This is a genomic window from Pseudonocardia hydrocarbonoxydans (genome assembly GCF_006539565.1).
Taxonomy (GTDB): domain Bacteria; phylum Actinomycetota; class Actinomycetes; order Mycobacteriales; family Pseudonocardiaceae; genus Pseudonocardia; species Pseudonocardia hydrocarbonoxydans.
In genome coordinates this window covers 17,452-37,199 of the sequence record NZ_BJNG01000009.1, presented here as the reverse complement: position 1 = coordinate 37,199, position 19,748 = coordinate 17,452, and the positions used below count along the sequence as shown (strand labels likewise).

Here is a 19,748-nt window from a genome sequence, read left to right as displayed (position 1 = left end):
GATCAGGTGGAAAGGGCCTCCAGGTGCGGCAGGAGCGCGGCCAGGGCCAGTGCGCGGTGCGAGGCCGCGTCCTTCTCGGCCGGGGTGAGCTCGGCGGAGGTGCGGTCGGAGCCGTCGGGCACGAAGACCGGGTCGTAGCCGAAGCCGCCCGTGCCCCGGGGCGCGCGCACGATCGTCCCGGTCCACTCGCCGTGCACGACGGTCTCGGTGCCGCCGGGGACCACGAGCGCCGCGGCGCAGACGAACGCGGCGCCGCGCCGGTCGTCGGGGACGTCGCCGAGCTGGGCGAGCAGCAGCTCCAGGTTGGCGAGGTCGTCGCCGTGGCGCCCGCTCCAGCGCGCCGACAGCACGCCGGGCATCCCGTTGAGCGCGTCGACGGCGAGGCCGGAGTCGTCGGCCACCGACGGCAGCCCGGTGGCCTCCGCGGCGTCGCGGGCCTTGGCCAGCGCGTTCTCGGCGAAGGTGGCACCGGTCTCGGGCGCGTCGGGGAACTCCGGGACGTCGGCCAGGCCCACGATCTCGAACCCGGCCAGCATCCGACGCAGCTCCACGAGCTTGCCCGCGTTGCGGGTGGCCAGCAGGATCCGGCCGCTCACGTCGGGAGCTCGCCGGGGTAGGGCGCGGCGAGCGCCTCGGCCTGCAGTGCGCACAGCCGCTCGATGCCGCCGAGCGCGGAGTCGAGCATGGCGTCGAGGGTCCTGCGGCTGAAGGTGGCGCCCTCGCCGGTGCCCTGGACCTCGATCAGCGTGCCACGGTCGGTGGCGACGACGTTGGTGTCGACCTCGGCGCGGGAGTCCTCGGCGTAGGGCAGGTCCAGGCGCACGCGCCCGTCCACCACCCCCACGCTGACGGCCGCGACCTGGCAGGACAGCGGCTGCGGGTCGGCCAGGCGCCCGTGCGCGCGGAGCCAGGTGACGGCGTCGGCCAGCGCGACGTAGGCGCCGGTGATGGCGGCGGTGCGGGTGCCTCCGTCGGCCTGCAGGACGTCGCAGTCCAGGGCGATGGTGTTCTCCCCCAGCGCCTTGAGGTCGATGCAGGCCCGCAGCGAGCGGCCGATGAGCCTGCTGATCTCGTGTGTACGCCCGCCGACGCGCCCCTTGACCGACTCGCGGTCGCTGCGGGTGTGCGTGGCCGAGGGCAGCATCGCGTACTCCGCGGTGAGCCAGCCCAGTCCCGAACCGGTGCGCCAGCGCGGCACGCCCGCGGTGACGCTCGCCGCGCACAGCACCTTCGTGCCCCCGAACTCGACGAGCACCGAGCCCGCCGGGTGCGCCTGGAAGCCGCGGGTGAGCGTCACCGGCCGGAGCTCGTCGTCGGTCCTGCCATCGAGTCGGTTCACGCAGGACAGCCTATGCGGGACCCGGTCACACCCCGTCCACCACCGTTCGTGTGGGATGTCCGGATGTACACCGTCGCGGGTCTGCCGCTGCACCCGTTGATCGTCCACGCCGTCGTGGTACTGCTGCCGCTCGCGGCGGTCGGCACGCTGGCCGCCGCGGCGCGCCCGGCGGGGCGGCGCGCGCTCGCGATCCCCACACTGCTGGTCGCCCTGGGCGGGGCGGTCGCGGTGCCGCTGGCGTCGACGAGCGGGTGGCAGCTGCGGCGCACCATGGAGGGCGGCAGCCCGCTGGTGGCCGAGCACGCCGCGCGCGCGTCGTACCTGTTGCCGGCGGCCGTGCTGTTCGTCGCCCTGCTCGCCGCGGTGGTGTTCGCCGACCGGCGGGTTCCGGTGGCGGCGGGCGGCCACGCCGAGCCCGCGCCCCCGTCCCGGCTCGCGCCCGCGCTGGCCGTCGCCGCCGCGGCCGTGGGGGTGGTCGTGGCCGCGCTGGTGGTCTGGATCGGCCACTCCGGGGCCTCGGCCGTCTGGTCCTAGACCTCGTAGCCCGCGTCGGCCGTGACGACCTCCACCGGCCCGCCGAACGCGGCCTTCGCCTCGGCCGCCAGCTCGGCGGCGTCGAACCAGGGCGGGACGTGGGTGAGCAGCAGCCGGCCCACCCCCGCGGCGGCGGCGTGCTCCCCGGCCTGACGCCCGGACAGGTGCACCCCAGGCGGCGGCTCGTCCCACACCGGGGTGACGTGCGGCCAGGTGGCCTCGCAGAGCAGGACGTCGGCCCCGCGGGCCAGCTCGACGAGCGCGTCGGTGGGGCCGGTGTCGCCGCTGTAGACCAGGCTGCGCCCGGCGTGCTCGACGCGCAGGGCGTAGGCGTCGCAGGGATGGTCGACGGGCGCGGTGCGCAACACGAGGTCGCCGATCGCGGTCACGGCGGTGTGCGGGCGGAAGTCGAAGGCGTCGCTCAGGTCGGTCTCCGCCCGCTCGGCGGCGTCGGGGGCGTAGGCGGCGGCGAAGCGGTCGGGCGCCTCGGCGGGGGCGTACACCGGCAGCCTGCGCACCTGCGCGGGCGGGAACGGGTGGTAGCGGCGGTGCACGACCAGCGCGGTGAAGTCGGCGCAGTGGTCGGGGTGCAGGTGGGAGAACGCGACGGCGTCGAGGAGCCACGGGTCGAGGTGGCGCTGCAGCGCGCCGAGGGTGCCGTTGCCGAGGTCGAGGACGACCCGGAGGTCGCCCGCCTCCACCAGGTAGCCCGACGCGGGCGAGTACGGCCCGGGGCCGCTGCCCGAGCAGCCGAGCACGACCAGACGCATGGGCGTCACGCTAACGCGGGCGGGTGCGCCACAGCCACCAGAGGCCGACGAGCGGCAGCACGAGCGGGATGAAGCCGTAGCCCCGGCCGAACGCCGACCACACCGTGTCGTCGGGGAAGTCGCCCGCGTCGAACACCGAGAGCGCGCCGACGATCAGCACCCCGGCCAGCTCGAACCCGACGGCCCCCCAGGCCAGCCGGCGCGCGCCCGGCCCGCGGCGCGCGAGCCCGATCGTGGCCAGGATGTAGACGACGCCCGCGAGCGCGGAGAGCAGGTAGGGCAGCGGGGCCTCGGAGAAGCGGGTGGCGATCTGCACCCCGGCGCGCGCGGTGGCCGACAGCGCGAAGATGCCGTAGACGGTGATCAGCAGCCGGCCGAAGCCGCTGGAGGTGCGCTCAGCCACCGGCGGCGTCCCACAGCCCCTGCAGGCGGACCACCGCCACCGCGGTGCCGACCGCCCCCGCCGCGATGACCGCCCCGCCCCAGCGCGTCGGCTCTGCCGTGGCGAACTGCGTGGCGATCGGCAGCACGCACACCGACACGACCAGGTAGATCAGGAACGTGGAGGTCTCCGGCAGCGCGACACCGGAGAACACCCGCACCGCCGCGATCACCGCCTGCACCACCAGCAGGCCGACGACCCCGGCCACGGCCAGGCGGGTCCAGCGGTCGGGCGGGCGGTTGATCACCGTGGTGACGAGGCCGAACACGGCGAGCGCGGCCAGCGCCGCCACGACGACCAGCACGAGCGCGTCGATCACGCCGCGACGCTACCCGGGCCGCGCACCGGTTCCTGCCGCAGGGCCACCAGGAGCAGGCCGAGGGACAGCAGCGAGAACGCCGCCCCGACCCACGGCAGCGCGAGCACTCCGAGCGTCGCCACGACCACCCCGCCCACGAGCCCGGCGAGACCGATCCCGAGGTAGATCGCCGAGGCGTTGAGCGAGAGCACCAGCGCGCTGCCGCCCGGCGCCAGCTCGATCAGCTGCGACTGCACCGGGGCGTTGACGACGAACCCGCCGCCGAGCACGAACAGCGCGATCCCCGCACCGACCACCGAGGTGACCGTCAACGGCAGCGTCACCAGCGCCAGCGTGATCACCGGCAGGGCGAACAGCAGCGGTCGGCGGCTGCCGAGGCGGTCGGTCAGCCGGCCGCCCAGGTCGTTGCCGACCAGCGCGCCGATCCCGTAGACGACGAGCAGCGCACCGAGTACCGGCCCGGTGACACCGGCGGCCTCCGCCAGCAGCGGGGCGACGTAGGTGTAGACCGTCAGCACCGCGGTCAGCCCGAGCACGGTGATGCCGAGGATGGTGAGCACGCGACGGTCCGCGGCCACGGCGAGGCGCTCGCGCAGCCCGACCGGCGCGGGCGCGTCCACCGTCGGCAGCAGCACCCGGACACCGACCGCACCGGCCAGGCACAGCGCCGCGACCACGACGAACACGCCGCGGTAGCCCAGCGCGCCGCCGATCAGCGTGCCCGCGGGCACTCCGACCACCAGCGAGACCGTGATCCCGGTGTACACCGCCGACACCGCCCGGCCGCGGCGCTCGGGCGGGCTGAGCAGGGTGGCGGCGTGCGTCGCGGCGGGGGTGAACGCGGCCGCGCCCAGCGCCGTGAGCACCCGCCCGGCCATCAGCAGCGCGTAGCCGGGGGCGAGCGCGGAGAGCAGGTTGCCCGCGGCGGCCAGCAGCAGCGCGGCGACCAGCAGGCCGCGGCGCTCCCGGCGGCCGAGCAGCGTGGCCAGCACCGGCGCGCCGAGGGCGTAGGACAGCGCGAACACCGTCGTCAGCTGGCCGGCCGCGGCGACCGTGACGCCGAGCTCGGCGGCGATGTCGGGGAGCAGCCCGGCCACCACGTAGGCGCTGGTGCCGACGGCGAACGCGCCGCCCGCGAGCAGGGTGAGCCGCAGCGGGGAGATCACGACGTCAGGGCGGCGACCGCGCCGACCTCGGGCCCCAGGAAGCGGCGGCCCAGCCGGGCGAAGGGCTCGGGGTCGCCGGTGGCCAGGAACTCGTGCGGCCCCGTGGCCGGCCCCGGCTCCCGCGCGAGCCCGGTCTCGAACAGCACCCGCACGACGTCCTTCGCCGTCTCCTCGGCGCTGCTCACGAGCGTGACCTCGGGGCCCATCACGATCTGCAGCACCGCGGACAGCAGCGGGTAGTGGGTGCAGCCCAGGACGAGGGTGTCGACCTGGGCGCGCTGCAGCGGCTCCAGGTAGCTCTGCGCCAGCCCCAGCACCTGCCGCCCGCTGGTGGTGCCGCGCTCCACGAAGTCGACGAACCGCGGGCACGCCACGGCCGTCACCTCGACGTCGCGGGCGGCGGTGAACGCGTCGACGTAGGCGCCCGAGGCGATCGTCGCCCGCGTGCCGATGACGCCGATGCGTCCGGTGTGGGTGGCCACCACCGCGCGGCGGACGGCGGGCCGGATCACCTCGACGACCGGCACCGGGTAGCGCTCGCGGATGTCGGCCAGGCAGGCCGCGCTCGCGGTGTTGCAGGCGACGACGAGCGCCTTGATCCCGCGCTCCATCAGCGAGTCGCCGACGGCGAGGGCGTGGCGGCGGATGTCGGCGATGGCCAGCGGGCCGTACGGGCCGTGTGCGGTGTCGCCGACGTAGACGACGCGTTCCGCGGGCAGCTGGTCGATGATCGAGCGGGCCACGGTGAGGCCGCCGACGCCGGAGTCGAAGATGCCGATCGGGGCGTCGAGGTCCACGGACCGAGCGTACTTACGGGGCGACCACGGCCGGTCGGTCGGCCCGGGCCACCAGCCACGCCGCGAGCACCCCGGCCAGCGCCCCGAACAGGTGCGCCTGCCAGGAGATCCCCGGCTGCCCGGGCAGCACCCCGAACAGCACCCCGCCCCAGATCAGGAACAGCACGACGGCCACCGCGATCTGACGCCCGCTGCGCGCGAAGAAGCCGCGCGTCAGCAGGAACGCGAGCCAGCCGAACACCAGCCCGGACGCGCCGATGTGGTAGGTCCCGTCCTCGCCGGTGAGCCACACCCCCAGGCCGCCGAGCAGCCAGATCGTGGCGGTGACCAGCACGAACTGCCGCACCCCGCCCGCCATCGCGAGGAACCCGAACACCAGGAACGGCACGGTGTTGGCGGCCAGGTGCGCCCAGTCGCCGTGCAGCAGGGGCGACCACAGGATCCCGTCGAGGTCGCCGGTCTCGCGCGGCTGGATGCCGTTGCGCTCCAGCGCGTCGCCCGAGATCACGTCGGCGATCTCCACGACGTAGAGCAGCGCGGTGAACACCAGCATCGTGACCGCCGCACGGGCCGGCTGCGGGGGCAGGACACGGCCGATCGTCCGGCGCGGGACGGGTGCGGTCATGGTGACGAGCGTACCGGCGCGGCGACGGTGCCGGGCGGCGTCGATCCGCCCACCGCACCGCACCGCTACGCCCAGAGGTGGCCCTCGATGCCGTCGGCGGCGTCGTCGAGCTCGCCGCTGTAGGCGCCCGTCGACAGGTACTTCCAGCCCGCGTCGCAGACGACGAGCGCGATGTCGGCGGCGTCGCCGGCCCCGGCGGCCTTCTCGGCGACGGCCAGCGCGGCGTGCAGGATGCCGCCGGTGGAGATGCCCGCGAAGATCCCCTCCCGGTCGACGAGCTCACGGGTGCGGCGCAGGGCGTCGTGGCTGCCGACCGAGTAGCGGGCCGTGAGCACCCCCGGGTCGTACAGCTCGGGCACGAAGCCCTCGTCGATGTTGCGCAGCCCGTAGACCAGCTCGCCGTAGCGCGGCTCGGCCGCCACGATCTGGACGTCGGGCTTGTGCTCGCGCAGGTAGCGACCGACGCCCATCAGCGTGCCGGTGGTGCCCAGACCGGCGACGAAGTGCGTGATCGTCGGCAGGTCGCGCAGGATCTCCGGGCCGGTGGTGCGGTAGTGCGCGTCGGCGTTGGCCGGGTTGCCGTACTGGTAGAGCATCACCCAGGACGGGTTCTCCGCCGACAGCTCCTTGGCCATCGCCACGGCCTGGTTCGACCCGCCCGCCGCGGGCGAGGAGACGATCCGGGCGCCGTACATCTCCAGCAGCTGGCGCCGCTCGATCGAGGTGTTCTCCGGCATCACGCAGATCAGCGAGTAGCCCTTGAGCTTGCAGGCCATCGCCAGCGAGATGCCGGTGTTGCCCGAGGTCGGCTCGAGGACCGTGCAGCCGGGGGCGAGCAGGCCGTCGGCCTCCGCCTTCTCGATCATGGCCAGCGCGGGCCGGTCCTTGATCGAGCCGGTGGGGTTGCGGTCCTCCAGCTTCGCCCACAGCCGCACGTCGGCACTGGGCGAGAGGTTCGGCAGACCCACCAGCGGCGTGTCCCCGACCGCCGCGATCAGCGAGTCGTACCGCATCCCGGGATCAGCCGCCCGCGACCGCGGGCAGGATCGTGAACGTCGAGTTCTCCTTCACCGGGGCGTCGAGGCCACCGGAGAAGCGGACGTCCTCGTCGTCGACGTAGATGTTGACGAAGCGGTGCAGCTTGCCGTCGTTGAGCAGCCGGCCCGCGATGCCGGCGTGGCGCGACTCGAGGTCGGCGATCACCTCGGAGACGGTGCTGCCCTTCGCCTCGACGGACTTCTCGCCGCCGGTGTGGGTGCGCAGGATGGTGGGGACGGACACGGTGGCCATGCGGATGCTCTCCTGGAGGTGGTTCGGGACGGGCGGGACCGGCGTCAGCCGAGGTCCGGGACGTCGTCCGCGCCGGTGTGCGCGAACATGTAAGTCTCCACGACGTCGACTTCTTCCTCGGTGACCACACCGTCCACGATCCGGAACGACCGGAGGTCGTGGCCGTGCACACGCGGCTCGGCGTCGGGGCGCGTGGAGACGATCACGTAGTGGATGCGCGGGTCGTTCGCCGGGCCCGACGCCACGTCGATGTCGACCTGCGAGGGGTAGGCGGGGCTGCGCGTGTGCGAGTGGTAGATGACGACCGGCCACTCGTCGGCGGCGTCCATCTCGCGCTGCGCGCGCAGCCGTTCCTTCACGTCCCAGGTGTAGTACGTCAGCGACGAGCGGCGCTCGCCCTCGTACTCGGCGTGCGCCTCGCCCAGCACCAGCGCGCGGTGGGCCTGCTCGCGCTCCTCGGCGGCCGCGTCACCCGAGGGCTTCGCCGCGTTGCGCATCCGGAAGAAGCGCTCGGGCCGCTCGGCGCCCTCGGGACCGGCGATCATCCCGCACGCCTCGTGGGGGTGCTCCTCCCGGGCGTGCGCCATGATCTCCTCGACGAGGTCGGCGCGGATCTGCAGCACCCCGCCAGCCTACGTGGCGTCCCCGCCCGGTCGCACCCGGCAGCGCCCTCGCTCACACCCCGCTCAGCGGACCTGCATCCGGCTCTGCACCAGCGCGTCCTGCACGAAGGTCAGCCACTGGTAGACCCCCAGGTGCGACGCGCGGGGGTCGTCGGGGTCGAGCTCGTCGGGCATGTCCTCGCTGACGTCGAGCGCGGTGCCCAGCGCGAGGCGGACGTCGTTGAGCGCGGCGAGCCAGACGTCGGCCTGCTCGACGGTGAGCTCGATCCGCCCGCCCGTGTCGGGCAGCGTGTCGAGGACGAGCGCGGCCGCGGCGTCCTTGGCCTCGATCAGCTCGGGCTCGTGGATCGAGCGCAGCCCGGCGGCGAGGTCGGCGTCCTCGGTGGTGAAGTCGGGCAGCAGCCGGGCCAGCACGCGGTCGTCGGGGCGGGTCGACGGGCCGGTGCGGATCCCGGTGATCGCGGCCAGCTCGTCGGCCGGGTTCTGCTCGACGCGGCCGGCGAGCATCTGCCGGACCTCGGCGACGAGCCCGCGCAGCACCGCGGCCTCCTGGGCCTCCAGCGACGCGACCAGGCGCACCTTCGCCCCGCGGCCGGCCTTCTTCCAGCCGTTCACGAGCTCTTCTGCATGGTCGCCCACAGGCCCGCGGCGTGCAGCTTCGCGACGTCGGCCTCGATCTTGTCCTTGTCGCCCGCCGACACCGCGGCCTTGCCCTTGTGGTGCACGTCGAGCATGAGCGCCGTGGCCTTCGGCTCGGGGTAGCCGAACAGCTTCTGCAGCACGTAGGCCACGTAGGACATGAGGTTGACGGGGTCGTTCCAGACGATCGCCTGCCACGGCACGTCTCCCGCGACGTCCTCGTCGACTGCGGTGTCCGTCTGCCGGGTCGGGGCGGGAAGCGGCGCCGTCATGCTCCCCATGGTGGCACGGGCGCCTAGGGTCACGTGCCATGAGTGGCAGCCCACAGTCGGCCGGGGTCTCGACGGCCCTGCTCACCGACCGCTACGAGCTGACGATGGTGGCCGCGGCGCTGGCCGACGGCACCGCCGAGCGGCGCTGCGTGTTCGAGGTCTTCGCCCGGCGCCTGCCCGAGGGGCGGCGCTACGGCGTCGTCGCGGGCACCGGACGCCTGCTGGAGTCGATCACCCGCTTCCGCTTCGGCGACGAGGAGCTGGCCGCGCTGGCCGACGTCGTCGACGGCCCGACGCTGGACTGGCTGGCCGCCTACCGCTTCTCCGGCGACGTCGACGGCTACCCGGAGGGCGAGCTGTTCTTCCCGGGCTCGCCGGTGCTCACCGTCCGCGGCACGTTCGCCGACGCGGTGCTGCTGGAGACGCTCGCGCTCTCGGTCCTCAACCACGACTGCGCGGTGGCCTCGGCCGCCGCCCGGATGGTGACGGCCGCGGCCGGGCGCCCCCTGATCGAGATGGGGTCGCGGCGCACCCACGAGGCCGCCGCGGTGGCCTCGGCGCGGGCCACCTACCTCGCCGGGTTCGGCGCCACCTCCAACCTGGAGGCCGGGCGCCGTCACGGCATCCCGACCGCGGGCACGGCCGCGCACGCCTGGATCCTGCTGCACGACGACGAGCTGGGCGCCTTCTCCAGCCAGGTCAAGGCGCTCGGGCCGGACACCACGCTGCTCGTCGACACCTACGACATCCGCCGCGGCGTCGAGCTGGCCGTGCAGGCGGCGGGCCCCGGGCTCGGTGCCATCCGGATCGACTCCGGCGACCTCGGCGAGCTGGCCCGCCAGGCCCGCGACCAGCTCGACGCGCTCGGTGCGACCTCCACCAGGATCGTCCTGTCCGGGGACCTCGACGAGTACGCGATCGCCGCGCTGCGGGCCGAGCCCGTCGACTCCTACGGGGTCGGCACGTCGGTCGTCACCGGGTCCGGGGCACCGACGGCGGGGATGGTCTACAAGCTCGTGGAGGTCGACGGGCGGCCGGTCGCCAAGCGCAGCGCGGCGAAGGAGTCGCGCGGCGGGGCGAAGACGGCCGTGCGCCGCTACAAGCCGACCGGCACCGCCGTCGAGGAGGTGGTGTGCGCGGCCGCCGCACCGGTCCCGGTGGGCCCGCACGACCGTGTGCTGCCGGTGCCGCTCATCCGCGGCGGGGAGCCGGTGCCCGACCTGCCGACGCTGGAGGGTGCCCGCGAGCACCTGCGCGCCGCGCTGGTGTCGGTGCCGTGGGAGGGCCTCAAGCTCTCGCGGGGCGAGCCGGCGATCCCTACGGTGTTCGTGTGAGGACGGTGTTCGCGTGAAGGCTCTGGTGATCGTCGACGTGCAGAACGACTTCTGCGAGGGCGGCTCGCTCGCCGTCGCCGGGGGCGCGGCGGTGGCCGCCGCGGTCTCGGCCCGGATGGGCGACTACGAGCTCGTCGTCGCCACCCGCGACCTGCACGTCGACCCGGGCGACCACTTCTCCGACACCCCCGACTTCGTGGACAGCTGGCCGCCGCACTGCCGCGCGGGCACCCCGGGCGCGTCGTTCCACCCCGCCCTGGACGTGGGTCCGGTGCAGGCGGTGTTCGCCAAGGGCGAGTACACCGCGGCCTACTCCGGCTTCGAGGGCACCGACCCCGCCGGGGTCACGCTGCGCGACTGGCTCGTCGAGCGCCGGGCCGACGCCGTCGACGTCGTCGGCCTGGCCACCGACCACTGCGTGCGGGCCACCGCGCTCGACGCCGCCGCGGCCGGTTTTTCCACGGTCGTGCTGCTCGACCTGTGTGCCGGGGTGGCGCCGGACTCGACCGCCCGCGCGCTCGACGAGCTGCGGGCGGCCGGCGTCACGGTGGTCTAGGAGGGTCCTGAACGACTCCGGCCGTAGCGAGCGGCGGCCAGGTGGTGGCATCGCAAGGCGGGCAGGTGCGGCGATACCGCTGTTGTATCGCCGCACCTGCCCAACGCAGCGAGGGCGCCGCCTGGGCGTCGCGCAGTAGGCCCGAGTTGTTCAGGGCGCTCCTAGATCGCCCGCATCCGGAACGGCTCCAGCGCGGCGGCCAGCTCGACGGGCCCGCCGTCGCCGCCCCGCGCGTGGTGGGCCCCGGTGGCCCGGGCGAGCCCGATGCAGCGGGGGCCGTCGAACAGGCCGCAGGCGTAGGTCACCGTCTCCTCGTCGAGCTCCAGGACGCCGACGCGCAGCTGGTGGATGCCCGGGTAGTGCACCTCGGCGAGGTACTGGACGGTGAGCGAGCTGGGCTGCAGCCCGTCGAGCGGGCCGCCGGTCGGGTAGCCGAGGACGTCGAGGTGCAGCTCGGCGAGCGCGTCGAGGTACCAGCCGGCCAGCGCGACGTTGTTGACGTGGCGGTTGGTGTCGAGGTCACCGAAGCGGGTGCGGACGTCGAGGCGGAACGGATAGGCCTCACGGACGACCAGATCGCGGTCGCTGCGCGGCGACGGTTCGCCCGCCACCCGCAGCCCGTCCAGCGCGGTGCGCACCGCGTCGGGCAGCGGCGCGGGGCCGTCGGCGGTGGCGTGCACGCTGACCGACTCGCCGGTGGCCACGCACTCGTCACCGGCGAACACGGCGTAGACGTAGGTGAACGAGGTCGTCCCGACGGCGGTGACCCCGAGGCCGATGCGGTAGCGACCGGTCACCCGCAGCGGCGCGAGGACGTCGACACGGACCGCGGCGAGCAGCAGGCGCATCTCGCCGCGCAGGCGGGTGTCGAGGTCGCCGCCGAAGGCGTCGCGCTCCACGGCGACGCGGGCGTCCTCGAACCAGCGGACGAGCGCGTCGCGGCCGATGCGGCGGCTGGGGTCGAGGTCGCTGTAGCGGGCGGGGTGCTCGACGAGCACGGGGAACGAGGCGGGTTCGAGCAGCAGCTGCGTGGCGGTCACTTCCCGCATTGTGCCGCCACCCGTTCCGGTGACGGACCGGACCCCGGACAGCCGAACGCCGCCCGCGTGGAGGCGGGCGGCGTCCGAAGACACGGATCAGCGGGTTACCAAGCGTGCGCAGTCGGCCGTGTGGGTGGTCTCGGCATCGATGGGCGATTGTCGCCGACCGCTGCAGACCCACGACCTGGTGCCTCCGCGGCGTGCTCCGCGTGGGTACCCGGTGTCCGTGCCGGGAACTGCGACCGGGAGGACGGATCTTCTCCACCGATCCGGCCTTGGCCTGCCGCCGTTCCGTGGGTGATTTGTACCCTCGATGTGCCCATGGTCACAAGGGGGTCACGGGGGGTGTGCGCCGAACGGACGCCCCACGGTCGGACGGGGTGCCCGGGTAGCCTCCCTCGGGTGCCGGCCAAGACGTCCCTCCCAGGTGTCGCCGAGCTGCTGGAGGCCGCGGTCGAGGCCGTCGGCGGCACGCGGCGCGAGGGCCAGGACGCGATGGTGCAGGCCGTCCGGAAGGCCCTGAGCAGCGGCGAGCACCTCGCCGTGCAGGCCGGCACGGGCACCGGGAAGTCGCTGGCCTACCTCGTCCCCGCGATCCACCACGCCGTCGCGAAGGACCGCAGCGTCGTCATCTCCACGGCGACGATCGCGCTGCAGCGCCAGCTCGTCGACCGCGACCTGCCCCGTCTGGCCGCGGCGCTGAAGCCCCTGATCGGCCGGGCGCCGACGTTCGCGATCCTCAAGGGCCGGCGCAACTACCTGTGCCTGAACAAGCTGCACGGCCCCGAGGACGACGCAGCCGTCGAGCCCGAGCTGTTCGACCCGTTCGCGGTCTCCGCGATGGGGCGCGCGGTCAAGCGCCTGCACGAGTGGGCCGACACCACGAAGAAGGGCGACCGCGACGAGCTCGTGCCCGGCGTCACCGAGGCGGTGTGGCGGCAGGTGTCGGTCACGGCGCGGGAGTGCGTCGGCGCGTCGAAGTGCCCGGTGGGCGACGACTGCTTCGCCGAGCTGGCCAAGGCCGAGGCCGGGAAGGCCGACATCGTCGTCACCAACCACGCGCTGCTCGCCATCGACGCGCTGGAGGGGCGGCCGGTGCTGCCCGAGCACGACGTCGTGGTCGTCGACGAGGCCCACGAGCTGGTCGACCGCGTCACCGGCGTCGCCACCGCGGAGCTGACCTCCGGCATGGTCGGCGCGGCCGCCCGGCGGCTGGGCAAGCTGGTCGACCAGGCCGTCGCCGACCGGCTCGCCGAGTCCGGCGAGGGCCTGGCGATGGTGCTCGACGACCTGCCGCCCGGCCGCTGGGACGCCCTGTCCCCCGCCGCGTCCGGGGTGCTCGCGACGATCCGCGACAGCGCCGGGGAGTGCCGCCAGGCGCTGGGGCCCGAGCGCAAGGAGGATCCCGACGGCGCGGTGGCGCGCAAGCTGGCGCTCGCCGCGCTCGACGAGGTGTCCGAGGTCGCCGTCCGCCTGATCGAGGCGTTCGCCGAGCCCGACCCGTCCCAGCGCCGTGACGTCGTCTGGCTGGGTGAGCAGGGGCCCGACGGCGCCCGGCACAAGGTGCTGCGCGCCGCGCCGCTGTGGGTCGGCGGGCTGCTGCGCGAGCGCCTGTTCGGCCGCTCGACGGTGGTCCTGACCAGCGCCACCCTCGCGCTCGGCGGCAACTTCGACGCGCTGGCCCGGCAGTGGGGACTCCCGCCGTCCGACGCCCCGTCCGACGAGCCGGGCACCCCGAAGTGGTCGGGCATGGACGTCGGGTCGCCGTTCGCGCACGCGCGCAGCGGCATCCTCTACGTCGCCCGGCGCCTGCCCCCGCCCGGGCGCGACGGGCTCGCCCCGGCCACCCTCGACGAGATCGCCGGGCTGGTGGCGGCCGCGGGCGGGCGCACGCTCGGGCTCTTCTCCTCGACGCGGGCGGCGAAGCAGGCCACCGAGGCGCTGCGCGGGCGGCTGGACACCCCCCTGCTGTGCCAGGGCGAGGACTCCACGATGCTGCTGGTGAAGAAGTTCGCCGAGGACGACGCCACGTCGCTGTTCGGCACGCTGTCGCTGTGGCAGGGCGTCGACGTCCCCGGCCCCTCGCTCTCCTGCGTGATCATCGACCGGATCCCGTTCCCCCGGCCCGACGACCCGCTCGTCGCCGCGCGACAGCGCGCCACCGACGCCCGCGGCGGCAACGGCTTCCTGTCCGTCTCCGCCACCCACGCCGCCCTGCTGCTCGCCCAGGGCGCCGGGCGGCTGCTGCGCGGCATGGACGACCGCGGCGTCGTCGCCATCCTCGACTCCCGCCTGGCCACCGCCCGCTACGGCGGCTTCCTCCGCGCGAGCCTCCCCCCGTTCTGGGCCACCGACGACCGCGACACGGTCCACGCCGCCCTCCGGCGCCTGCGCGGGGCCTGAGCCGCACCCACCACCCGTCCCGCCCCACCCGTCCGCGCGCACATCGCCCCCGGCACGTCCGCCCACGCACGTCGCCCCGGCCCGTCCGCCCACGCACGTCGCCCCACGCGCACGTTCCACCCCCACGCGCACGTTCCACCGCCGCGCGCACGCTCGAGCGTGCGCGCGGAGCCGGAAGGTGCGCGCCCGGCCGGTGGGTTGTCCACATCGGAGGCGGCCCGTCCACAGCAGCGGGGGCGGGGCTTCCCGAGCTGCCGTGATCGCCGCAGAGTCGTGGCCATGGCCATCCCCCCGCTCACCCTGCGTCGTGAGCTCCTCGGCGCCGGCTGGACCAGCGCCGAGGTGCAGCGGCTGCGGCAGTCGGGCGTGCTCAACCCCGTCCGCCGCGGCAGCTACGTCCGGCCCCTCGATCCGCAACCCGACACCCCGGAGGCGCAGCACCTCCTCCTGATCCGGGCCACCCTCCCCCACCTCGCACCGGGCTGGGTCCTGAGCCACGCCTCCGCCGCCGTCGTCCTCGGACTGCCGGTGTGGGGCCAGGACCTGGGCCGCGTGCACGTGACGCGCGACGGGAGCGGCGGCGGCCGGCTCACCCGCGGGGTGCACCGGCACGTGTCGCCGCTGGACGAGGACCAGACCACCGTCGTCGACGGGCTGCGGGTCACCTCGCCGGCGCGCACCGTCACCGACGTGGCGCGGACGGTGTCGTTCGAGCAGGCGGTGGTGGTCGCGGACGCCGCCCTGGCCACACTGCCGCTCGACCCGGCGGCCCTCCTCGCCGCGCAGGCCCGGTCCGGGCTCTGGAGAGGGGCCCCGCAGGCGCTGCGGGCGATCCGGTTCGCCGACGGCGGAGCCCGCAGCCCCGGTGAGTCGCGCAGCCGGGTGGCGATGCACCGCGCGGGCCTGCCCCGGCCCGTGCTCCAGTACGAGATCTTCTCCGACGCGGGCGGGTTCGTCGGGTGTGTCGACTTCGCCTGGCCGAACCTGCGCACCGTGGGCGAGTTCGACGGGCGGATCAAGTACGGCCGGCTGCTCGAGCCCGGCCGCGACCCGGGCGACGCGGTCTTCGCCGAGAAAGTGCGCGAGGACGCCATACGTGCCTGCGACTGGCGGATGACCCGCTGGATCTGGCCCGACATCGACTGCTTCGACCCGGTCGCCACCCGGCTCCGGCAGTGCTTCGCGCGGACGGGGTGCTGAGGCGTACGCGGCTCGGACACGCCCCGCGCCCCCGCCCGTGGATCGGGCGACGCCCGGTCCCCCGCGCACACTCGCTCCCCACGCGCACGCTCGACGGTGCGCGGGGCGGCGGGGGATACGCGTGGGTGCGGGCGGATCGGCACCGCGCTCCGCACAACGCCGACGGTGTGCAGAGAGCCGGGGGCCGGGTGGCCAGGTGGCCGGGGGCCGACCGAGCCCCGCGCGCACCTTCGCCCCGCCCGCGCACCCTCGACGGTGCGCGCGGCCGCCCAACGTGCGCGCGGCCGCCCAAGGTGCGCGCAGACACCCCGGACGCCCAGCCGCTCAACGTGCGCCCCGCCGACCACGGTGCCCGCGGCCGCCGCCCAGCTGCCCCACGTGCGCCCGGCCGCCCGAGCTGCCCGCGGCCGCCCACGGTGCGCGCATCAGCGAGGTGCGCGCAGCCGCGAGCAGTACGCGCGGGGCGTGCCCTCCACCGGGCCCGCCGCACCGGCCCCGGGCGGGCGGGGCGGGAGCGTCGTCAGGTCCGGGCGGGGGCCACCGGGACGTGGGTGGCCGCCCAGCCCAGGAGCAGGGACGGGTCACCGACCTCGAGCAGCTCGGCCAGATCGGCCTCCGCGTCGGCCGGGACCGGGAGGACCGCCCCGACGAACCGGAGCCCGCCCCCACCGTCCGGGACGGCCCGGGCGCAGAGCACGGCACCCACCTGCACCGCCCCGCTCGCCGTGCGCTCGACGACCGTCAGCGGTTCGCCGCCGCGGCGGTCGCGCACGTCGAGCCCGTGGCCGGGGCGCACGGCGAGCACCTCGTACAGCGCGCGGTCGGCGTCGGGCCAGGACGCCCCCAGCTCCGCCTCGTCGGCGGGGAGCAGGGGGCCGCGCTCGACGAGGAACTGCGCGAACCAGCCGCCCTCGTGCAGGGTGGCGTCGACGGTGAACGGGTCGTCGAAGGCCGCGTCCGGGTCGCCCGACTCCCCCGCGCGCCACGCCGCGTAGTCGGCCAGGTCCTCCTCGGCCGCACCGCCGCGCCGCTCCAGGTACGCGACCGCCTTGCGCCACAGCCCGCCCACCCGCTCCGGCAGCGGCGGGGCCATCGGACGGCCGCTGTGGCACTGCTTGAACTTGCGCCCGGACCCGCACCAGCAGGGCTCGTTGCGACCGGGCTCCGGGCCGAGCCCGGCGGCGGCACGTGCGGCGGCGGCGAGGTCGGGATCGTCGTCGGGGGTACCGATCGAGCGCCAGCGCCCGGCGGCCGCCGCCGCGTCCCCGCGGTCGGCCTCGTACCAGGCCAGCCGGTCCTCGACGAACGGCCAGCCCTCGGCCTCGCTGCACGCGGCGCGCAGGTGCGACTCGGCGTCGAGGGCCCGCCCGTCGCGCTCGGCGGCGACGGCGGCCATCCAGCGCGCGACCGCGGCCCGGGGCGTGGTGCCCGCCGCGGCCACCATGCGGTCGGCCAGCGCGACGAACGGGGCGAGCCGGGCGGGGTCGTCGCCGGCGAGCAGTTCGTCGGTGACCGCGACCAGGACGTCGGGCTCCTGGAGCAGCTCCAGGGCGCGGCGCAGGGTGCCGGGATCGCCCGCGGGATCGGCCAGCAGGTCCAGGGCCTCCAACGCGGTGGTCGCGTCGCCGTCGGTGCCGAGGCGGTCGATCAGGCGCCAGTGCCGGTCGGCCTCCTCCCCCGCGGCCCACACCGACCCGGTGTGGGCGAACTCCGGCCCGCGCCGCTCGAGCCCGGCGGCCGCGGCCAGCTCGACGAGCGGCGGCACCGGCGAGACCAGCGCGCCGCGGTCGGCCACCCGCACCCCGAGCAGCAGGTTCTCCGCCGACACCGGCAGTCCCGGCTCGTCGGGCGAGTCCAGCTCCGCGTCGTAGACCGCCCGCAGCCGCTCCACCAGCCCCGGCGGGACGGCCGGGTCGGCGTCGGGCACCGAGACCTCGACCGCACCGTCGTCGGCGACGCGCACGGCGAGCAGGGCGTCGGCGGGGTGCGCGGCGAGCCAGTCCTCGGGGCCGATCCAGGCGGGCTCCCCGTCGACGTCGTCGACGGCCAGCGGCCCGGCGCCGGTGTGCGGGCCGGGCACGCGCAGGAACCCGGCGAGGTCGACGTCGAGGACCAGGTAGCCGCCCGCGCGCTCGTCGGCGGTGAGGCGGTGGGTGAGCACCGCCCCGGCCATCAGCGCGGGGGCGTGCACCACGGTCTCGGGCGCCAGCAGCGTGAGCGGCGAGTACGGGTCGAGCATCGCCTCGTCACCCGCGTCGAGGAGCAGCTCGTCGTCGGACGGGAGGCCGAACCGGCCGGCCAGCTGCGCCTCCAGCTCCGACGCCGCGAGCGCGATGCGGGTCCGTGCCAGCTCGGCGTAGGCCGCCGCGACGGTCTCCACCGGCGGACGCTCCACGGCCGCACCCGGACGCCCACGCCGGGTCCCGCCGCGGGCCAGTACCCGCTGTCTCGAGGTATCCACCCCTCAACACTGGTTCACGCGAGGAGCTCGGCCTGCACCGGGGCCGGGTCGCGCACGGCGAACCGGACGTCGCCCAGCAGCGCCTCCAGCTCGTGGGCGTGCCGTTCGAGCTCCGCCGCGGCCTCCGCCCCGACGTCGGTGAGCAGCCTCGTCGCGATCGCACCGTCGCGGCGCTGCACCCAGCTCCCGACGATCCGCCCGTCGACCCACAGCGTCGGTCCGCCGTTGCCGTTGCGGTCGAACAGGAGCGGCACGTGGTCCGGGTCGAGGTGGAACGCCCGCTGCTTCCACCCCATCGTCGACGGGTCGAGGCCGGGCAGGAGCCGGGCGGAGGGCTCCGGCGGCGCCACGGGGTCGACGTCGTCGGGCAGTACCCAGCCCGGGCCCTCGTCGAGTTCCACCTCGACGGCCCCGACGTCGGCCAGCGCGGCCTTCGTGGTGGCGACCGTCCATCCCGCCCACCACGCCAGGTCGGTGCGGGTGCCCGGCCCGAACGCGCGCAGCCAGCGCCGCGCCAACCCCGCCGCCGACTCCCGCACGTCGGCCTCGCCGAAGCCGCCGGGCAGCCAGCGGTCGGCCGCGGCCCAGCGGTACTGCCCGTTGATCCAGGTACCCGTCGGGCGGGCCCGGACGACCCGCCCGGTGAACCCCAGCACCAGCAGGACGCGGGAGTGCGCGGCCTGCGTGGTGGCGAACCTCCCCCCGCCGACCGTGAGGGGCCGGGTCAGCTCGGGCAGCCGCGCGCCCACCTCGCGGGCGGTGAGCGGGCCCTCCGCGGCGAGCAGAGCGTGCACCTGCTCGTCGGCGGCGGCGAGCCAGGCCTGCGGGTCGGCGACACCGCTCGCGCCCAGCGACGCCAGCAGGTCGCGGCGCTGCACCCGCGCGACGGCCAGGGTGGCCCCGTGGTGGGCCAGCCGGGCGGTGTCGTGGCCGAACACCCAGAGCGTGCGGCGCATCGCGTGGTGCCGGATCAGCGTGCGGTCGTCGTAGAGCGCGGCGGCGAGCGGCTCCAGCGCCGGGGTGCGCATCCGGGCCGCGACCGACAGGTACACCGTGACCGGGTCGGTGGAGTGCAGCGCCACCAGGTCGTCGGCGATCGCGACGACGTCGTCGGTGCGGGCGGACGGGACGTGCCGGTGCCGCACCACGAGGCGGGCGCGGCGCTCGGCGGCGTCGATGCGGCGGACGGTCACCGGCGCAGCATGCCAGCGACCCCCGACACCGCAGGTGTCAGCGGGCGAGGCAGGTGACCGTGCCCGGCGCCACCTCGGTGAACCCGGCGTCACGCACCGGGACCGCGGCCGGGTCGGCGCACAGCCGCGCCCAGTCCCGGGGACCGGCCGCGCGGACCGCGAACGCCGGGACCGCGGTGAGGCCGTGCACCGCCGCGTAGAGCATCGAGGCGTGCCCCACCTGCGCCGCGGCCTTCCCCACCGTCATCTCCAGGGCCGCGTTCACCCAGATCACCGGGCCGTCCGGGGGCGGGCCGGGATCGTCGGGGGCGAGGTCGGTGCCGCCGATCTGCAGCCGGGCGACGACCCGGGGCACGTCGTCGACGGGGCCGGGCAGCAGCGCGCGCACCTGCGCCTCCCCCACCGTCCAGGTGACGCCGGGCAGCTCCTGCACGGCCTCCCAGTGCGCCCCGCGGGCCCGCCGGGCGATCTTGCGGATCCGGCTCGCCACCCAGCCCGACACGGCGTCGTGCCACTCCCCGCCGGGTTCGGCGCGCGGGTCGAGACAGACGGCGAGCGCGGCCGCGGCGGCCGCCTCCAGCACCGGGGTGCGCGCGGCGGGCGGCTTCTCCAGCCGCAGCACCAGGGGCATCGCGCGGACGACGCCGTCGGGCTCGGGCGGGAACCGGCGGGCCCGGAGCGGCGCCAGCACCGCGGCGCGCACGGGCGGCGGGGCCCCGGTCACGCCCGCTCTCCGCCGATGCCC

22 protein-coding genes are annotated in these 19,748 nt (G+C 75.8%); 5 read left to right on the top strand and 17 right to left on the bottom strand.

Features of this window, described 5'->3' with window-relative positions; translation table 11 throughout:
- Positions 1–2: 2 nt before the first annotated feature.
- Together rdgB and rph are read right to left on the bottom strand one after the other, a co-directional pair.
- The gene (rdgB, locus tag PHY01_RS05225) at positions 3–596 is read right to left on the bottom strand and encodes an RdgB/HAM1 family non-canonical purine NTP pyrophosphatase (RefSeq protein ID WP_141277377.1); all 594 of its coding nucleotides are present in this window, start codon (positions 594–596) and stop codon (positions 3–5) included.
- Positions 593–1,339: a ribonuclease PH gene (rph, locus tag PHY01_RS05220; RefSeq protein ID WP_174824082.1), complete on the bottom strand. Its 747-nt coding sequence runs from the start codon at positions 1,337–1,339 to the stop codon at positions 593–595. The genes rdgB and rph overlap by 4 nt, the downstream gene beginning before the upstream one ends.
- 63 nt (positions 1,340–1,402) lie before the next feature.
- Here rph and PHY01_RS05215 point away from each other — a divergent pair, with 63 nt between their 5' ends.
- Positions 1,403–1,873: a DUF2231 domain-containing protein gene (locus tag PHY01_RS05215; RefSeq protein ID WP_141277376.1), complete on the top strand. Its 471-nt coding sequence runs from the start codon at positions 1,403–1,405 to the stop codon at positions 1,871–1,873.
- Here PHY01_RS05215 and PHY01_RS05210 read toward each other — a convergent pair.
- From PHY01_RS05210 to clpS, 11 genes are all read right to left on the bottom strand, one after another.
- Positions 1,870–2,643: an MBL fold metallo-hydrolase gene (locus PHY01_RS05210; RefSeq protein WP_141277375.1), complete on the bottom strand. Its 774-nt coding sequence runs from the start codon at positions 2,641–2,643 to the stop codon at positions 1,870–1,872. The two genes, PHY01_RS05215 and PHY01_RS05210, sit on opposite strands and share 4 nt — an antisense overlap.
- A gap of 10 nt (positions 2,644–2,653) precedes the next feature.
- Positions 2,654–3,046, bottom strand: coding sequence for a hypothetical protein (locus tag PHY01_RS05205; RefSeq protein WP_170183647.1), 393 nt, complete (start codon positions 3,044–3,046; stop codon positions 2,654–2,656).
- On the bottom strand, positions 3,039–3,404 hold the full coding sequence (locus PHY01_RS05200; protein ID WP_141277374.1) for a hypothetical protein: 366 nt from the start codon (positions 3,402–3,404) through the stop codon (positions 3,039–3,041). Before PHY01_RS05200 ends, PHY01_RS05205 begins: the two co-directional genes overlap by 8 nt.
- Positions 3,401–4,570 carry an MFS transporter gene (locus PHY01_RS05195; RefSeq protein WP_246085709.1) on the bottom strand — a complete coding sequence of 390 codons (1,170 nt, stop codon included), beginning with the start codon at positions 4,568–4,570 and terminating at the stop codon, positions 3,401–3,403. Before PHY01_RS05195 ends, PHY01_RS05200 begins: the two co-directional genes overlap by 4 nt.
- Positions 4,567–5,367 carry a glutamate racemase gene (murI, locus tag PHY01_RS05190; protein ID WP_141277373.1) on the bottom strand — a complete coding sequence of 267 codons (801 nt, stop codon included), beginning with the start codon at positions 5,365–5,367 and terminating at the stop codon, positions 4,567–4,569. Before murI ends, PHY01_RS05195 begins: the two co-directional genes overlap by 4 nt.
- Before the next feature lie 13 nt (positions 5,368–5,380).
- A complete protein-coding gene (locus tag PHY01_RS05185) occupies positions 5,381–5,992 on the bottom strand; it encodes a rhomboid family intramembrane serine protease (RefSeq protein WP_141277372.1) in 612 nt (203 codons plus the stop codon).
- Between the two features lie 65 nt (positions 5,993–6,057).
- Positions 6,058–7,005 carry a PLP-dependent cysteine synthase family protein gene (locus PHY01_RS05180; RefSeq protein WP_141277371.1) on the bottom strand — a complete coding sequence of 316 codons (948 nt, stop codon included), beginning with the start codon at positions 7,003–7,005 and terminating at the stop codon, positions 6,058–6,060.
- A gap of 7 nt (positions 7,006–7,012) precedes the next feature.
- Positions 7,013–7,282: a MoaD/ThiS family protein gene (locus tag PHY01_RS05175; protein ID WP_141277370.1), complete on the bottom strand. Its 270-nt coding sequence runs from the start codon at positions 7,280–7,282 to the stop codon at positions 7,013–7,015.
- A gap of 44 nt (positions 7,283–7,326) precedes the next feature.
- Positions 7,327–7,905 (bottom strand): M67 family metallopeptidase, encoded by a 579-nt coding sequence (locus PHY01_RS05170; RefSeq protein WP_141277369.1) that lies wholly within the window; start codon positions 7,903–7,905, stop codon positions 7,327–7,329.
- A 63-nt stretch (positions 7,906–7,968) separates the two neighbouring features.
- Positions 7,969–8,520: a DUF2017 domain-containing protein gene (locus PHY01_RS05165; protein WP_141277368.1), complete on the bottom strand. Its 552-nt coding sequence runs from the start codon at positions 8,518–8,520 to the stop codon at positions 7,969–7,971.
- The gene (gene clpS / locus PHY01_RS05160) at positions 8,517–8,816 is read right to left on the bottom strand and encodes an ATP-dependent Clp protease adapter ClpS (RefSeq protein ID WP_141277367.1); all 300 of its coding nucleotides are present in this window, start codon (positions 8,814–8,816) and stop codon (positions 8,517–8,519) included. Before clpS ends, PHY01_RS05165 begins: the two co-directional genes overlap by 4 nt.
- A gap of 38 nt (positions 8,817–8,854) precedes the next feature.
- Between clpS and PHY01_RS05155 the strand changes: the two genes are divergently transcribed.
- Positions 8,855–10,150 (top strand): nicotinate phosphoribosyltransferase, encoded by a 1,296-nt coding sequence (locus tag PHY01_RS05155; protein WP_141277366.1) that lies wholly within the window; start codon positions 8,855–8,857, stop codon positions 10,148–10,150.
- Positions 10,151–10,163: 13 nt separating this feature from the next.
- The gene (locus tag PHY01_RS05150) at positions 10,164–10,706 is read left to right on the top strand and encodes an isochorismatase family protein (protein WP_141277365.1); all 543 of its coding nucleotides are present in this window, start codon (positions 10,164–10,166) and stop codon (positions 10,704–10,706) included.
- 161 nt (positions 10,707–10,867) lie between these two features.
- Here the strand turns inward: PHY01_RS05150 and PHY01_RS05145 are convergent, their stop codons facing one another.
- Positions 10,868–11,746, bottom strand: a complete 879-nt coding sequence (locus PHY01_RS05145; RefSeq protein ID WP_141277364.1) for a thioesterase family protein — start codon at positions 11,744–11,746, stop codon at positions 10,868–10,870.
- A 402-nt stretch (positions 11,747–12,148) separates the two neighbouring features.
- Here PHY01_RS05145 and PHY01_RS05140 point away from each other — a divergent pair, with 402 nt between their 5' ends.
- Complete coding sequence (locus tag PHY01_RS05140) at positions 12,149–14,149, top strand: ATP-dependent DNA helicase (RefSeq protein ID WP_170183646.1); 2,001 nt, start codon at positions 12,149–12,151, stop codon at positions 14,147–14,149.
- Between the two features lie 279 nt (positions 14,150–14,428).
- Positions 14,429–15,349, top strand: a complete 921-nt coding sequence (locus PHY01_RS05135; protein WP_141277362.1) for a hypothetical protein — start codon at positions 14,429–14,431, stop codon at positions 15,347–15,349.
- A gap of 520 nt (positions 15,350–15,869) precedes the next feature.
- On the opposite strand, the gene PHY01_RS05130 is transcribed toward PHY01_RS05135, so the two are convergent.
- From PHY01_RS05130 to PHY01_RS05120, 3 genes are all read right to left on the bottom strand, one after another.
- Complete coding sequence (locus tag PHY01_RS05130) at positions 15,870–17,744, bottom strand: SEC-C domain-containing protein (protein WP_141277361.1); 1,875 nt, start codon at positions 17,742–17,744, stop codon at positions 15,870–15,872.
- Between the two features lie 80 nt (positions 17,745–17,824).
- On the bottom strand, positions 17,825–19,003 hold the full coding sequence (locus tag PHY01_RS05125; protein WP_170183645.1) for a winged helix DNA-binding domain-containing protein: 1,179 nt from the start codon (positions 19,001–19,003) through the stop codon (positions 17,825–17,827).
- Between the two features lie 37 nt (positions 19,004–19,040).
- A complete protein-coding gene (locus PHY01_RS05120) occupies positions 19,041–19,727 on the bottom strand; it encodes a peptidyl-tRNA hydrolase (protein WP_370467445.1) in 687 nt (228 codons plus the stop codon).
- Positions 19,728–19,748: the final 21 nt, after the last annotated feature.

Bases quoted from the DNA above. Each gene is read 5' to 3' on its own strand.
- PHY01_RS05215 (WP_141277376.1), top strand. From the start codon at position 1,403: ATGTACACCGTCGCGGGTCTGCCGCTGCACCCGTTGATCGTCCACGCC.
- PHY01_RS05210 (WP_141277375.1), bottom strand. From the start codon at position 2,643: ATGCGTCTGGTCGTGCTCGGCTGCTCGGGCAGCGGCCCCGGGCCGTAC.
- PHY01_RS05185 (WP_141277372.1), bottom strand. From the start codon at position 5,992: ATGACCGCACCCGTCCCGCGCCGGACGATCGGCCGTGTCCTGCCCCCG.
- PHY01_RS05180 (WP_141277371.1), bottom strand. From the start codon at position 7,005: ATGCGGTACGACTCGCTGATCGCGGCGGTCGGGGACACGCCGCTGGTG.
- PHY01_RS05175 (WP_141277370.1), bottom strand. From the start codon at position 7,282: ATGGCCACCGTGTCCGTCCCCACCATCCTGCGCACCCACACCGGCGGC.
- clpS (WP_141277367.1), bottom strand. From the start codon at position 8,816: ATGACGGCGCCGCTTCCCGCCCCGACCCGGCAGACGGACACCGCAGTC.
- PHY01_RS05155 (WP_141277366.1), top strand. From the start codon at position 8,855: ATGAGTGGCAGCCCACAGTCGGCCGGGGTCTCGACGGCCCTGCTCACC.
- PHY01_RS05135 (WP_141277362.1), top strand. From the start codon at position 14,429: ATGGCCATCCCCCCGCTCACCCTGCGTCGTGAGCTCCTCGGCGCCGGC.